This is a genomic window from Salinibacterium sp. TMP30, assembly GCF_038397785.1.
Classification (GTDB): Bacteria; Actinomycetota; Actinomycetes; order Actinomycetales; family Microbacteriaceae; genus Rhodoglobus.
The window spans coordinates 1005624-1018779 of record NZ_CP151642.1 but is presented as its reverse complement, the minus strand read 5'-3'; the positions used below and the strand labels follow the sequence as shown (position 1 = coordinate 1018779).

The following is a 13156-nucleotide window of genomic DNA, read 5'->3' as shown; positions in this document are numbered from 1 at the left end:
AACGAATGACGAGTTCAGAGAAGCCTGCATACACCGTCCGCGACATCCAAGAAGACGATTTCGAGGAGTGGAAAGATCACTTCGTGAAGTACGGCGTCTTCTACGAAACCGAGTTCACCGATGCCATCGTTCAGGGAGTCTGGGAATGGCTCATGGACGACTCGGCACAGCTCTCCGCAGTTGTTGCCGTCGCCCCTGAAGGTGCGCCCGACCGCGGCAGGGTTGCCGCTTTCGGTCTCTACCGCCGCTTACCCGACACGTTCACCGCCTCGTGGGGCTGGTTCATGGATGACCTCTACGTCGACCCCGAGCACCGCGGCGCCGGAGTTGCCGGAACGATCATCGACGACATTGCTGCCCGGGCGGCAGAAGACGGCGGAGGAAAACTCCGCTGGATCACCAATAAGGAAAACGACAGCGCTAAGCGTCTCTATGATCGGGTCGCTGACCGCACATCGTGGATCCTCTACGAAAAGAACGTGTAGTGCAGCTCGGCACACGCTGGTCGGTCGGTGACACCGCGCCCGAACCCCTCGATGCGGCAATGCGCGAGGCGATCGCGGGCGTTGAAGCGGATGTCGCCCACCTCGATACAACCGCGTGGCGTTGGACGCTCACGTGGCTAGAATCGCGCCCCGTCGCCGAACTTGATGACGGCACCATCGTGCGCCAAGGTGCCGACGGCACCGTATCCGTAGAAGAAGCCGCAGCCCAATAAGACTGCTCACAAGCTAGACCGGTAGGCCGCCGGTGAGATCACGCTTTCGCGAGAATCTCACCGTGCGGCATTGCCCACGCCTTCAGCCGGCGGCCCGCGTTTGGTTCTTCCCCGTTGCTGCGGTGCACGCTGTCGTACACATCAGCCCACACCCGCAACCCCGGGATCTCAGGAAAACAAATAGTCCCCGCATAGTCGACATCGCGAACTGCAATGAGGCCGCCAGGTTTGGCCACGCGCTTCATTTCCCGGAGAGCCGCTACCGGATCCGCGAGGTGCTGCAGAGTCTGGTGCGCGTGCACGAGATCGAAACTGTTATCACCGAACGGCAGCGCATAGGCGTCACCGACAATGAAACTGAGGTTGACTGCGGCGAAGGCCGACGCCTTTTCGATTGCTGCGGGGGCGGCATCCAGCCCGACGACCTTGCCGGGCGAGAGACGTTCGGCGAACTCCGCCGTGATGGTGCCTGGGCCGCAACCGATATCGAGTAGCGAAAGGCCCGCCTGAAGGTGTGGCTCAAGGTACGCGGCAGAGTTGGCGATCGTTCGCCACGTGTGCGATTTGAGGACACTTTCGTGATGGCCGTGGGTATAACGCTCGCGAGTCATACTGACGAGAATAGGGTGGATGCATGACCAATCCTTTCTTTGAACCCAGCACCCTGCCATTTGGCATGCCGGCATTCGCCGATATCGCTGACGAGCACTACGCTCCAGCATTCGAGGAAGGCATGAGGCAGCAGCTTGAGGAGATCGCAGCGATTACCGCTCAGAGTGATTCGCCAACCTTTGAGAACACCATGATTCCGCTAGAACGCAGCGGTCAGATCCTAGAGCGCGCCGCTATTGTGTTCTTCAACAAGACGTCTGCAGACAGTAACGCAGCGACCGACACCCTCGAAGAAGAAATCGCCCCAAAGTTTGCGGCTCACCGCGACGCCATCAACCTCAACAGTGACCTTTATGGGCGCATCCAACTGCTTCACGACGGCCTCGACTCAAGCGAATTGGATGCCGAAGCGCGCTACCTTGTGGAGCGCTACTTCACCGAGTTCACTCTTTCAGGCGCGGGGCTCAGCGATGACGAGAAAGCAACCTTGCGCGACTACAATTCGCGGCTGTCGAGCTTGACTACCAAGTTCGAAAAGAACCTTCTTGCTGACACGAATGATCTTGCCGTTGTTGTCGACAGCGTCGATGAGCTCGACGGTTTGGAGGCGTCGGAGATTTCGGCAGCGGCAAGCGCTGCGGCTGAACGCGGACTGACCGGCAAATATCTGATCACCCTGATCTTGCCCACAAACCAGCCACACCTCTCCGTTTTGCGTAACGCGGATGTTCGCGGTCGTGTCTTGGCTGCATCACGGTCGCGCGGCATTCGGGGCGGGGAGTGTGATAACCGCGCTCTGGTGCTCGAAATTGCTCGGGTGCGCTCCCAACGTGCAGCGCTGCTCGGCTTCGAGAGTCACGCAGCGTGGGTCACCGCTGACGAGACGGCACAGAATCCGCAACGGGTCGCAGACATGCTCGGCACGCTTGCCCCTGCTGCAGCACGCAATGCCCGCGCGGAGCATTCAGCGCTTGAAAAGCTAGCCGGAACGGAAGTCACCGCAGCCGACTGGGCGTACTACTCCGAGAAGGTTCGCGCCGAACAGTACAGCGTCGACACCACCCAGATGCGTCCCTACTTTGAGGCTGAACGGGTGCTGCGTGATGGCGTCTTCTTTGCTGCAACCAAGCTCTATGGTGTGACGTTCAGCGAGCGTTATGACCTCCCCACCTACCACCCTGACGTTCGAGTGTTCGAGGTAACGAATGACGATGGTAGCCCTGTCGGTCTGTACACACTCGACCTGTACACTCGCGATTCTAAGCGTGGCGGGGCGTGGATGAACTCACTCATTTCGCAGTCAGAGCTGCTGGGGCATCCGGTGATCGTGACGAACAACCTCAACGTGCCGAAGCCCGGCGCCGGCGAAACTACTCTTCTGACGTACGACGAAGTGAACACACTGTTCCACGAATTCGGGCATGCACTGCACGGGCTGTTTGCGCGCGTTACCTATCCGAAGTTCTCGGGGACCAACACCTACCGCGACTTTGTCGAGTTTCCTAGCCAAGTGAACGAGATGTGGATGCTCTGGCCCGAGGTTCTCGACAACTACGCCAAGCACTATGAGACCGGCGAACCTATGCCGCGTGAGATCGTCGAACGGATTCACGCGAGCGCAGCATTCAACGAGGGCTTCCTCACAAGTGAGTACTTGGCTGCGGCCCTCATTGATCAGGCGTGGCACCGCATCAGTGCCGACGATGACGTCACGGATGTGGCAGCCTTCGAGGCGCAAGCCCTGGCGGACGTTGGGCTCAATAATCCGGCGGTTCCCCCTCGCTACTCGAGCACCTACTTTCAGCATATCTTCGCGAACTCGGCGTATGACGCCGGCTATTACTCCTACATTTGGAGCGAAGTTTTGGATGCCGACACGGTCGAGTGGTTCACGAATAACGGCGGGCTCACTCGCGAAAACGGTGATCGTTTCCGCACGCTACTCCTCGGCGTTGGTGGCTCAAAGAACCCGTTGGAAGCGTTCCGCGACTTCCGCGGCCAAGACGCCGAATTGCAGCCGCTGCTCAACCGTCGCGGCTTGAACTAGCCCTGTGTGAGCGCGGTTGCTATCCAACGACGGCTGCCGCGCTATGCAGTCCGCCCAGCGATATGGGGGCTGCGGTTGTCACTTACGCGCGGGATATTTGCAAGTTCCGACGGATTATTGTGCTCGCTCCATAAAAATTGGTGAAACGCTTTCGCAAACACTGCAACTACGGGCAGAATAGGACCGGACACACTGACGTTCCCCCGAAATTTATGCGTCACCTAGCACGATGCCCTGAGGGCGATCCACTCCCAGCCTTACCCGAATCAGGTTGGGGCTCAATTTGCCCAGCAAGATCGCCCTCAGGAACATCGCTTGCACAGCAGAAGCAACTCAACGATCGTCGCCAGCGGGCTGACATACCGCGGCTGCTAGGCAGTGCTGATTAGTTAGCAGAAGGTTAGGCAGACTTTTCTTCGCGAATCAGCTCGCGCGGAATAATAGTCGGAGCGGCATTTTCGAGCACGGCAGCCCTCGTCACTATCACGCGGCCGACGGTCTCGTCTGACGGAACATCGAACATGATCGGCCCGAGAACTTCTTCGAGGATCGCACGCAGGCCTCGGGCGCCGGTCTGACGCAGTACGGCGAGATCAGCAATTGACTCAAGTGCGTCGTGTTCGAATTCGAGCTCAACGCCATCGATCTCAAACATCCGCTGATACTGACGTACTAACGCGTTCTTGGGAGTTGTCAGGATGTCCATAAGCGCGACCTGATCGAGCTGCGTCACTGTGGTCACTACAGGCAATCGGCCGATGAACTCGGGAATGAGCCCAAACTTGTGAAGGTCTTCTGGCAGCACTTCACCGAAGAGGTTAACGTCGTCACCCTTGCTGTGCAGCGGAGCCCCAAAGCCGATGCCCTTCTTACCTGCACGGTTTGAGATGATCTCCTCAAGCCCCGCGAAAGCTCCCGCAACGATGAAGAGCACGTTGGTCGTATCGACTTGGATGAACTCTTGGTGCGGATGCTTGCGACCACCCTGAGGCGGAACAGACGCGACTGTGCCTTCCAAAATCTTGAGGAGAGCCTGCTGAACGCCTTCGCCGGACACGTCACGAGTGATCGAAGGGTTCTCCGCCTTGCGTGCGATTTTGTCTATCTCGTCGATGTAAATGATGCCGGTCTCGGCGCGCTTGACGTCGTAATCAGCCGCCTGAATCAGCTTCAGTAGGATGTTCTCGACATCTTCGCCGACGTATCCGGCCTCAGTGAGAGCGGTTGCGTCTGCAACAGCGAAAGGAACGTTAAGTCGTTTCGCAAGGGTTTGCGCGAGATAGGTCTTGCCACAACCGGTGGGTCCGATGAGCAAGATATTGGACTTGGCGATCTCTACGTCGTCGATGAGAGCATCTGCCGATGTGATGGTATTGCGGGCACGAACGCGCTTGTAGTGGTTGTAGACGGCGACAGAGAGTGCACGCTTGGCTGCCTCTTGGCCAATAACATATTCGCCAAGGAACGCATAGATTTCGCGGGGCTTGGGCAGATCAAATTCGCTCGACGCCTCTTCGCCGGCTTCTGCCAGACGTTCTTCAATGATCTCGTTGCATAGATCTACGCACTCGTCGCAGATATACACGCCCGGACCGGCAATTAGTTGCTGTACCTGCTTTTGGCTTTTGCCGCAGAAGGAACACTTGAGCAGGTCCGCGCTTTCCCCAATTCGGGCCATGCCGGTTCCTCTCCTTGAGTAAATGCCTTGACAACGAGCCTAACCCGATATTCGGTTAGTCATCGTCACCATTACGGGCGGCGTTTCGTCGCGTCGCTGCTAGGCACCAGCCAACGGGTGTCTGACCAAGCGATTCTGCCTCCGGATACGAACTAGGGTTAAAGAGTTCGACTCAGTTGAGAGAAGGAGCAGCGTGCATACACGTACGATGCGTGTGCTTCGTGGCAGTGCGGCGGCGATCTTCGCGACCTTCGCAGCGGCACTCTCTCACCAACTCGCTGGCGGGGTTGCCCCGTCGTTGTTCGGAATAACGGTCTCCCTCGTCATTTCGATCTCCGTGTGCACACTGCTGGCCAGTCGCACCGTGTCGTTGGTGCGCTTAACGATCGCGATTCTTGCCAGCCAAGGGATGTACCACACGCTATTCAGCGCGATGCTCGCCCCCGAGGGTATTGCGCGGCACGACATGTCAGCCATGACTCTGGGCTTCAGTTCAGCGGCGCAGACCGCGAACTCGGCAATGTCGTTAACCCACCTCATTGCCGCCGTCGTCACGATTGTGATGGTCCGCTACGCAGAGCTTGCGTTCTGGGGCTTACTCGCCACTGCGCACCTATTCCTAGCGCGACTGCTCACTTCGGTGACTCCCGTCAGGGTGCGCGGCGGCCAGCATCAGCTTCCGATGCACGCGCTTGACGTTCCAACTTTTGCCACACGATTTCTCTCAGCGATGCGTTATCGCGGCCCACCCGTCGCGACTTTCGCGGCTTAGCGCGCACAGTATCCCCCTACTTTTGTCGCAATTCCGCGACCCGTTAGAGAGAACACCATGAACACCTTCACTAAATCTGCCCTCGCCCTCGCGGCAGGCGCAACCCTCGCTTTTGCTGCACCGCTGGCAGCCATGGCTCATGTCTCCATCGCCCCAGAGCAGGCTGAAGCCGGCGCGTATGCCCTCATCACCGTTAAGGTACCGAATGAGTCAGAGACGGAAAAGACCAACCGCGTGGAGCTGAAGCTCCCAACCGACACACCATTCACGAGCGTGCGCTTTGTGCCCGTGCCCGGCTGGGATACTGAACTGGTTCGCAGCGAGCTGCCGGAGCCGGTCATGGTCGGCGAAAGCGAAATCACCGAAGCCGTAACCTCGATCATCTGGACTGCCCAGGCTGGGTCAGAATTGGGAGCTGGGGCACTGCTATTGCTCCCCATCTCGCTCGGCCCGGTGCCCGACGCCGGAAGCGTGATTCTGGCTGCGGACCAGACCTACACCGACGGAAGCGTCGTCAGCTGGAACGGAGTCGACGAAGGCGCAGAGAAGCCAGCCCCGGTGCTCTTCGTTAACGACGCACCAGTTGTTCACCACGATGCAGCGGTGACCGACGACGCGCACGCCGACGATGAAACCTCGGAAAGCGACCACGCTGAAGCCAGCGACAGCAGCGATCCTGTGGCGCGCGGTCTCGGTATCGCCGGGCTCATCGCCGGACTCGGAGCGGTCGTACTGGCATTCGCCTTCCGTCGCCCAATCAATAAGTAAGGTTCACCCATGCGTCGACTTACCCACATTGGCGCTGCGTTCAGCGCGGCCGCGATCACAGCACTCGTGCTGCTCGTGGCCGCGCCCGCGTACGCGCATAACTATCTCGTGGCGAGTTCGCCCACAGAGGGCGAAACGCTGACTGAACTACCGAGCGAGTTTTCAGTGAGCACGAACGACACCCTGCTTGACCTTGCGGGAGACGGTGGTGGTTTCGCCATTCAGGTCACAAACGAGGCCGGAGATTACTTTGGCGACGGCTGTTTCACCATCCGCGACGATTCGCTCTCAACTGCCGCCGAACTCGGCGAGCCCGGCAGCTACCTAATGCTGTGGCAGCTCGTCTCCTCAGACGGACACACTATGTCTGGGGAGATCAACTTCGACTGGCAACCTGAGGCCAATCAGACAATCTCTGAAGGGCTCAACGCTCCTCCGGCGTGCGGCGGAGGCACGCTCGACGAGACTGCGCCTACCGACGAAAGCGCGCCGTCCGAGGCTGGGAACACCAATGAGTTCCCCGCGGTTGATGCGTCGACGGTTGTGCTCGTCGCATCTGCAATCGTCCTTGTGATTGTTGCCGGAGTCGCGATCTTCCTCATCTCGGTGAAACGAAAGAAGAGTGAAAGCTAGCAAGCACAGATCTCACCGCGCCCGCGAATCGCGCCCGTAACGACAATTGAGGCGGTCATCCACTTTCGGATGGCCGCCTCAATTGCGTCCAGACGCTTGATGCGTCCAGGTGAAACTAGTTGTGCACTGGCTAGCTCGTAATCGCGGGAAGCGTCTTGCGACTTGTCAGCACCTGGTCAATGAGACCATATTCAACAGCCTCAGCGGCGCTCAGTATCTTGTCGCGCTCGATATCCTTATTGACCTGCTCGGCAGTGCGGTTCGAGTGATGAGACAGAGTCTCTTCTAGCCACGTACGCATCCGGAGGATCTCACGAGCCTGGATCTCGATGTCCGAAGCCTGACTTGCACCTTCTGATCCGCCAGCGGGCTGGTGGATCATGATGCGAGCGTTCGGCAGTGCCAGTCGCTTGCCCTTGGTGCCTCCCGCGGTGATTACGGCCGCGGCAGAAGCTGCCTGACCGAGAACCACAGTCTGGATGTGCGGGCGGATGTACTGCATCGTGTCGTAGATCGCCGTCATCGCAGTGAACGAGCCACCGGGTGAGTTGATGTACATCACGATATCGCGGTCAGGGTCTTGGCTCTCGAGCACGAGAAGCTGAGCCATGACGTCATCTGCGGAGGCGTCGTCGATCTGAACACCCAAGAAGATAATGCGATCTTCGAAAAGCTTCGCGTAAGGATCTTGGCGCTTGTAGCCGTACGCCGTGCGCTCTTCGAATGTGGGCAGAATGTAGCGAGCATCAGCATCCGGACGACCAATGCCGGCGGGCGCTTGTGCTCCGAGGTTGAAATTCGTCATTGTCAGTCCTTCTTGCTGTTGGCGTCGTCGTCGGAAGCGCCTTCTTCGGTTCCGCCGCCACCGACGACATCGGAAGCAAATTCGCGCAGGTGGTCAACAAAGCCATATTCGAGCGCTTCACGTGCCGTGAACCAGTTGTCCCGGTCGTTGTCAATGAGAACCTGCTCAACGCTCTTGCCGGTTTGCTCGGCAGTGAGCTCTGCCATGCGCTTCTTCATATCGAGGATGACGCCAGCTTGAGTCTGGATGTCGGCTGACGTTCCACCGAATCCGCCTGATGGCTGGTGCAAGAGCACACGAGCGTTGGGGGTGATGTAGCGCTTGCCCTTTGTTCCCGACGAGAGCAGGAACTGCCCCATCGAAGCGGCAAGGCCAATGCCTACGGTGACGATGTCATTGGGCACGAATTTCATCGTGTCGTAGATCGCCATACCCGCAGTGATCGATCCACCGGGTGAATTGACGTACAGGTAGATGTCGCGCTTGGGGTCCTCAGCCGCGAGCAGCAAGATCTTTGCGCAGATCTCATTCGCGTTCGAGTCCCGCACCTCTGAGCCGAGCCAGATGATGCGATCTTTGAGGAGTTGGTCAAAAACACTTGAGACCAATGCCGGTTGGGCCATTGTTGCGCTCCGTTTCAGTAATCGCTTAAGAACGAATCTATCCGAGTACACGGCCCGAATCTGGCTTGTTCGCCCTAGGCAAAGTACCGCGTCGTCTATTGCTGCTTGTAGGCTCACAAAATGAATGACAACTGGCGCGATCGAGTCGCCGCTATCTGGTCGCACGCAGACTCACTGGCTGACGGCGATGTCGTTAACGCGATCGATGAACTTGTCGCGGAGCGCGACGCCGACGATGCCGAAGCACTCTTCGAAGCGGCGGGAGCTCGTGATTATGCCGGGCGTGAAGCAGAGGCCGAACCGCTTTACCGTCGAGCGTTAGAAAGTGGGTTGGATGCCACCCGCCGTCCACAAGCGGTCATCCAGTTGGCCAGTACGCTGCGCAACCTCGGCCGTATCGATGAATCGATCGCGATGCTTGAGCGGCAATTGCACGAGCATCCCGACGACGAGTGGACGGGGCCATCCGCGGCCTTTCTGGCCCTCGCGCTAGCAAGCCGCGGAGACTCCACTCAGGCAGTCTCGGTGGCACTCATGGCGCTAGCTGACTATTTGCCGATCTACTCGCGATCAATTCGCAGCTATGCGGCGGAACTCGTGGCTGACTAGCGCGCTCATTTCTCACTGATACGTTTCTCATTGATTCCACCCTTGACAGCCAAGGTTTTTCGCCCGAGGCCGAATAGCATTGCGGGATGCAGCAAATGATTCTGGATGTTGATACCGGCATTGATGATGCCCTTGCTTTGATGCTCGCGGTGCGCCATCCGAATGTAAATCTTCGGGCAGTTACTTGTGTTGCGGGCAATGCCAGCCTCGAACAGGTCGTGCGAAATACGCTCACGGTGTTGGATGTCGCGGGTGCCGGGGATATTCCGGTTGCCGCAGGGGCACACCGACCTCTGCTCGCGGAGGCAAACCACGCCGCCCATGTGCACGGCACAGACGGCCTCGGTGACCTAGGCCTACCAGAATCGATGCGCGCCGTGGTACCCGTGCACGCCGTCGAGCTGCTGCGGCGCGAGATCCTCGCTAGCCCTACCCCGGTGATTCTTGTTCCACTGGCGCCGATGACCAATATCGCCATTCTGGTGCGCATGTATCCCGAAGTCTTGGTCAATGTCGAGCGAATCGTATTCATGGGTGGCTCGGCATCGGTCGGCAATGCCACTGCCGTTGCCGAATTCAACACGTGGCACGATCCGGAGGCGGCCGAGATTGTGCTGAGCGCCGGTGTGCCAATCACGATGTACGGACTGGATGTCTTCTACTCGGTCACAATTCCGCCCGACGATATTTCTCGACTCGTTGCGGCATCCGAGCCCGGAGCCCAATTGGTTGGACGCCTGCTGCAGCACATCGTCAGCGTCAAGGGTGGGGAAGTTCGAGTCGCTGGTGATAGCCATGGAGACATCGGCGACGCGGGTGCCGTGTGCGCCGCGATCGATCCGGACGGTCTGCGCACGGTAAATCTGCCGGTTCGTGTCAGCCTGAGCGATCCACTAACCCGCGGACAAACAGTTGTCGACCACCGCACTGCTGGCCATGAACAACACGGTGCTGGAGACCCGCTGTTCCGCCGGATCGACATCGCTCTCGGCGTCGACGGCGCCCGCTACGCGAAGCTCTTTCTCGATACCGTTACCGCCTGATCGCACAGGGGCACCGCTGTCTGTCCGTCAGCGCTCTCTCAAGCGCGCCAACTAGGCAGTGGCGAACCAGTCTCGCTACGACTCGTTAATGGACTCGTGGCCAGCTAGTCGAAACTAGCCGGCCACGAGTGTGAAGCTGTGTTTTAGGATTCTTCGGCTGGGTCTTCGACTGCAGCGTCATCCTCGACAACGTCGGCGTTGGCTACGGCGGTGAATGCCGAAACGTCTACCGACTTGCCCTTGGAGTCAACGACCTTTGCCTTGCTGAGCACGACCGCGAGGGCCTTGCTACGAGCAACTTCGGCAACCATTGCGGGGATCTGGCCGTTCTTGTCGAGAACTTGAATGAATTCGCCTGGCTCCATACCGTACTGCTGCGCGCCCTGCACTAGGTAGGAGGTGAGCTCTTCTTGGCTGACCTTGATTTCCTCTTTCTCAACGATCGAGTCGAGGAGGATCTGCGAACGGAACGTCTTCTCGCTGGCTTCGACTACTTCGGCGCGGTGCTCGTCGTCTTCGAGGCGATTCTCGTTCTCGAGGTGACGGTGAACTTCGTCTTCAACGAGCTTCTCGGGCACGGGGATCTCAAGAGTCTTCAGCAGTTCGTCAACGATCTGGTCGCGAGCCTGAGCACCCTGGCCGAAGGCCTTCGAGCGCTTGACCTGCTCCTTGAGGTCGGCCTTGAGTTCCTTGATGGTGTCGAACTCGCTTGCCATCTGCGCGAAGTCGTCGTCTGCTTCAGGAAGCTCGCGCTCCTTCACTGTGAGCAGCGACAGGCTGATGACAGCGGTCTCGCCCTCATGGTCGCCACCGAGCAGTACTGACTCAAAGGTGGTCGATTCTCCGGCGCTGAGCGAGTCGAGTGCCTCGTCGATGCCTTCGATCAGTTCACCTGAGCCGAGCTCGTACGAAATGCTCGATGCCGAATCAACTTCGGTTTCGCCAATCTTGGCAATGAGGTCGAGCTGAGCGAAGTCGCCCTTCTTAGCGGGGCGTTCGACGGTAACGAGTGTGCCGAAACGGGCACGCAGGGTGTCGAGTTCGTCTTTCACGTCATCCGCGGATGCTTCGACAGCGTCAACCGTGAGGGTGAGCTTGTCGTAGGCGGGAAGGTCGAACTCGGGGCGAACGTCTACCTCGATAGCGAGAACGAGGTCTCCGCTGAAGTCCTTGACCTCGGGCCACGTGACAATGTCTGCCTCGGGGCGACCAAGAACACGGATCTCTTCTTCAGTAACTGCCTGACGGTAGAAGCCGTCGAGGCTGTCGCTCACTGCGTGGTTGAGGATCTCTTCACGGCCCACGCGCTGGTCCACCAGCTGCGGTGGAACCTTGCCCTTGCGGAAGCCGGGAATATTGATCTGCGAAGCGATGTGGCTATACGCGTGGTCGATGCTCGGCTTGAGCTCGTCTGGGGTGACCGAAATGTTGAGCTTGACGCGGGTCGGGCTCAACTTCTCAACGGTTGTCTTCACGTTGTGGACTCCTGTAATTCGATGGTGTATTTCGTCGGGGCGACAGGATTCGAACCTGCGACCTCTCGGTCCCAAACCGAGCGCTCTACCAAGCTGAGCTACGCCCCGGGCGCCGTACATAGATCTGACCGCGACGCGAAAAATCCGCGCCGGTACAAAATTGGCCTCGGCAAGTCTAGCCTGAGCGCGAACAGAATGTTGACGAGATGGTCAGATCGGATCTTCTGGGACGCTTATACCCAGCAATCCGTTACGTCTCGAGAGCGATTCTGGCAAGAAAGCATGTGCTGTCGTCCTCGACTTCGTTCTTTGCAAGGTTTCAGGTACAGTAATTCTCGGCGCACAGCACGATCGGGTGTCGAGTGGGGATGTAGCTTAATGGTAAAGCCTCAGTCTTCCAAACTGATGACCGGAGTTCGATTCTCCGTATCCCCTCCACTCAGCTTCACCTAATTCTCAAGCCCTATGGCGCTGTCAGGATATGGCTTCCGCTATAACAGCGCGTGCCGCTGCTCCTTCGGGAATGGGCAGTATCGGATAGTTGTGAATCATGCCTTCTCCCACGTGGAAGTCGAGGTGAATCCCCTGCTCAACCGCTTTCGCCTGCAGCCTCAGCGCATCCGCGTGCACAATGTCCCGCGTTCCGGTGAATACGGTTATTGGTCCCAGACCAGTGAGGTCCCCATGGATAGGGCTCACTCGCCAATCCGATTCGGAAAGTTCAGCGCGATAGAGCGCCCCGGCAGCTTTAGTGCCCGGCACAGCTAACCAAGGATCGGAGGGCGCAATCTCGGCGAGCTTCGGATCTGTGCCGCTGATGTCGAGCCAGGGTGCCGACAACACGATCGCACGCACGGGCTCGTGCTTTCGATCGCGAAGCTCCATGGCCACCGCGAGCGCCATGCCTCCGCCTGAGGAGTCGCCAATGATGCTTACGTTTTTCGCGCCGACTTCAGCGATCAGTGACTGTACGAGATGCGCGACTTTATCGACCACCACGGATGCTTGCCCCAGGGGCGCAAGCGGCATGATGGGCACGCTGATTGTGACTCCCGTTTCGCGGACGAGCTGAGCGACAAAACGCCAGTGCAGGGGATCAATTTCGAAAACGTAGCAACCGCCGTGAAGAAACACTGCACGGGCATTGTTGCCGCCTGTTCGCGCGCTGACGTCGAAAACCAGCCACCCGTCGACGTCACGTGAACTTACGTCGACATATCGAGAAATGGATGCCGGCGGCTCAAATTTCGCGGGATGCAGCCGAAGGTGCTCTACCCGGTCAAGCGTTTTGCGCGGATCGCTAAACATACGCTTTGATCCGCGAAGGGTCAGCGCAATGGGCGCGAGCCGACTGAGAAGGCTCGCCATCAGAA

The 13156-nt window shown here is 58.7% G+C and carries 14 protein-coding genes and 2 tRNA genes; 9 read left to right on the top strand and 7 right to left on the bottom strand.

Going from position 1 to position 13156, the window contains the following annotated elements; all coding sequences use genetic code 11:
* Positions 1-5 precede the first annotated feature (5 nt).
* Positions 6-485: an N-acetyltransferase gene (locus AADH44_RS04995; RefSeq protein WP_341954416.1), complete on the top strand. Its 480-nt coding sequence runs from the start codon at positions 6-8 to the stop codon at positions 483-485.
* Complete coding sequence (locus AADH44_RS04990) at positions 485-718, top strand: hypothetical protein (protein ID WP_341954415.1); 234 nt, start codon at positions 485-487, stop codon at positions 716-718. The genes AADH44_RS04995 and AADH44_RS04990 overlap by 1 nt, the downstream gene beginning before the upstream one ends.
* A 38-nt stretch (positions 719-756) precedes the next feature.
* Here AADH44_RS04990 and AADH44_RS04985 read toward each other — a convergent pair whose 3' ends face one another.
* A complete protein-coding gene (locus AADH44_RS04985) occupies positions 757-1329 on the bottom strand; it encodes a methyltransferase domain-containing protein (RefSeq protein WP_341954414.1) in 573 nt (190 codons plus the stop codon).
* Positions 1330-1352: 23 nt separating this feature from the next.
* On the opposite strand from AADH44_RS04985, the gene AADH44_RS04980 reads away from it, so the two are divergent.
* Positions 1353-3377 (top strand): M3 family metallopeptidase, encoded by a 2025-nt coding sequence (locus tag AADH44_RS04980; RefSeq protein WP_341954412.1) that lies wholly within the window; start codon positions 1353-1355, stop codon positions 3375-3377.
* Positions 3378-3777: 400 nt separating this feature from the next.
* On the opposite strand, the gene clpX is transcribed toward AADH44_RS04980, so the two are convergent.
* The gene (gene clpX / locus AADH44_RS04975) at positions 3778-5055 is read right to left on the bottom strand and encodes an ATP-dependent Clp protease ATP-binding subunit ClpX (RefSeq protein WP_341954411.1); all 1278 of its coding nucleotides are present in this window, start codon (positions 5053-5055) and stop codon (positions 3778-3780) included.
* A 193-nt stretch (positions 5056-5248) separates the two neighbouring features.
* Here clpX and AADH44_RS04970 point away from each other — a divergent pair, with 193 nt between their 5' ends.
* The 3 genes from AADH44_RS04970 to AADH44_RS04960 are packed head-to-tail and all read left to right on the top strand — an operon-like array spanning position 5249 to position 7228.
* On the top strand, positions 5249-5827 hold the full coding sequence (locus AADH44_RS04970) for a hypothetical protein (RefSeq protein WP_341954410.1): 579 nt from the start codon (positions 5249-5251) through the stop codon (positions 5825-5827).
* A 57-nt stretch (positions 5828-5884) separates the two neighbouring features.
* A complete protein-coding gene (locus tag AADH44_RS04965; RefSeq protein WP_341954409.1) occupies positions 5885-6595 on the top strand; it encodes a YcnI family protein in 711 nt (236 codons plus the stop codon).
* Positions 6596-6604: 9 nt separating this feature from the next.
* Positions 6605-7228, top strand: coding sequence for a copper resistance CopC family protein (locus tag AADH44_RS04960; RefSeq protein WP_341954407.1), 624 nt, complete (start codon positions 6605-6607; stop codon positions 7226-7228).
* A 130-nt stretch (positions 7229-7358) separates the two neighbouring features.
* On the opposite strand, the gene AADH44_RS04955 is transcribed toward AADH44_RS04960, so the two are convergent.
* Positions 7359-8033, bottom strand: coding sequence for an ATP-dependent Clp protease proteolytic subunit (locus AADH44_RS04955; protein ID WP_341954406.1), 675 nt, complete (start codon positions 8031-8033; stop codon positions 7359-7361).
* 2 nt (positions 8034-8035) lie between these two features.
* Positions 8036-8656: an ATP-dependent Clp protease proteolytic subunit gene (locus tag AADH44_RS04950; RefSeq protein WP_341954405.1), complete on the bottom strand. Its 621-nt coding sequence runs from the start codon at positions 8654-8656 to the stop codon at positions 8036-8038.
* Between the two features lie 120 nt (positions 8657-8776).
* On the opposite strand from AADH44_RS04950, the gene AADH44_RS04945 reads away from it, so the two are divergent.
* A complete protein-coding gene (locus AADH44_RS04945) occupies positions 8777-9265 on the top strand; it encodes a tetratricopeptide repeat protein (RefSeq protein WP_341954403.1) in 489 nt (162 codons plus the stop codon).
* Between the two features lie 86 nt (positions 9266-9351).
* Positions 9352-10308, top strand: coding sequence for a nucleoside hydrolase (locus AADH44_RS04940; protein ID WP_341954401.1), 957 nt, complete (start codon positions 9352-9354; stop codon positions 10306-10308).
* Between the two features lie 143 nt (positions 10309-10451).
* Here the strand turns inward: AADH44_RS04940 and tig are convergent, their stop codons facing one another.
* A complete protein-coding gene (gene tig / locus AADH44_RS04935; protein ID WP_341954399.1) occupies positions 10452-11783 on the bottom strand; it encodes a trigger factor in 1332 nt (443 codons plus the stop codon).
* A 34-nt stretch (positions 11784-11817) separates the two neighbouring features.
* Positions 11818-11891: transfer RNA gene (locus tag AADH44_RS04930), tRNA-Pro, on the bottom strand.
* Between the two features lie 256 nt (positions 11892-12147).
* Here AADH44_RS04930 and AADH44_RS04925 point away from each other — a divergent pair.
* Positions 12148-12221: transfer RNA gene (locus tag AADH44_RS04925), tRNA-Gly, on the top strand.
* Positions 12222-12257: 36 nt separating this feature from the next.
* Here the strand turns inward: AADH44_RS04925 and AADH44_RS04920 are convergent.
* Positions 12258-13151 (bottom strand): alpha/beta hydrolase, encoded by an 894-nt coding sequence (locus tag AADH44_RS04920; protein WP_341954398.1) that lies wholly within the window; start codon positions 13149-13151, stop codon positions 12258-12260.
* Between the last annotated feature and the right edge of the window lie 5 nt (positions 13152-13156).

What these genes read in the sequence shown, in the direction of transcription:
- AADH44_RS04995 (WP_341954416.1), top strand. Translation starts at nt 6, where the DNA reads ATGACGAGTTCAGAGAAGCCTGCATACACCGTCCGCGACATCCAAGAA.
- AADH44_RS04985 (WP_341954414.1), bottom strand. Translation starts at nt 1,329, where the DNA reads ATGACTCGCGAGCGTTATACCCACGGCCATCACGAAAGTGTCCTCAAA.
- AADH44_RS04980 (WP_341954412.1), top strand. Translation starts at nt 1,353, where the DNA reads ATGACCAATCCTTTCTTTGAACCCAGCACCCTGCCATTTGGCATGCCG.
- clpX (WP_341954411.1), bottom strand. Translation starts at nt 5,055, where the DNA reads ATGGCCCGAATTGGGGAAAGCGCGGACCTGCTCAAGTGTTCCTTCTGC.
- AADH44_RS04965 (WP_341954409.1), top strand. Translation starts at nt 5,885, where the DNA reads ATGAACACCTTCACTAAATCTGCCCTCGCCCTCGCGGCAGGCGCAACC.
- AADH44_RS04960 (WP_341954407.1), top strand. Translation starts at nt 6,605, where the DNA reads ATGCGTCGACTTACCCACATTGGCGCTGCGTTCAGCGCGGCCGCGATC.
- AADH44_RS04955 (WP_341954406.1), bottom strand. Translation starts at nt 8,033, where the DNA reads ATGACGAATTTCAACCTCGGAGCACAAGCGCCCGCCGGCATTGGTCGT.
- AADH44_RS04950 (WP_341954405.1), bottom strand. Translation starts at nt 8,656, where the DNA reads ATGGCCCAACCGGCATTGGTCTCAAGTGTTTTTGACCAACTCCTCAAA.
- AADH44_RS04945 (WP_341954403.1), top strand. Translation starts at nt 8,777, where the DNA reads ATGAATGACAACTGGCGCGATCGAGTCGCCGCTATCTGGTCGCACGCA.
- AADH44_RS04940 (WP_341954401.1), top strand. Translation starts at nt 9,352, where the DNA reads ATGCAGCAAATGATTCTGGATGTTGATACCGGCATTGATGATGCCCTT.
- AADH44_RS04920 (WP_341954398.1), bottom strand. Translation starts at nt 13,151, where the DNA reads ATGGCGAGCCTTCTCAGTCGGCTCGCGCCCATTGCGCTGACCCTTCGC.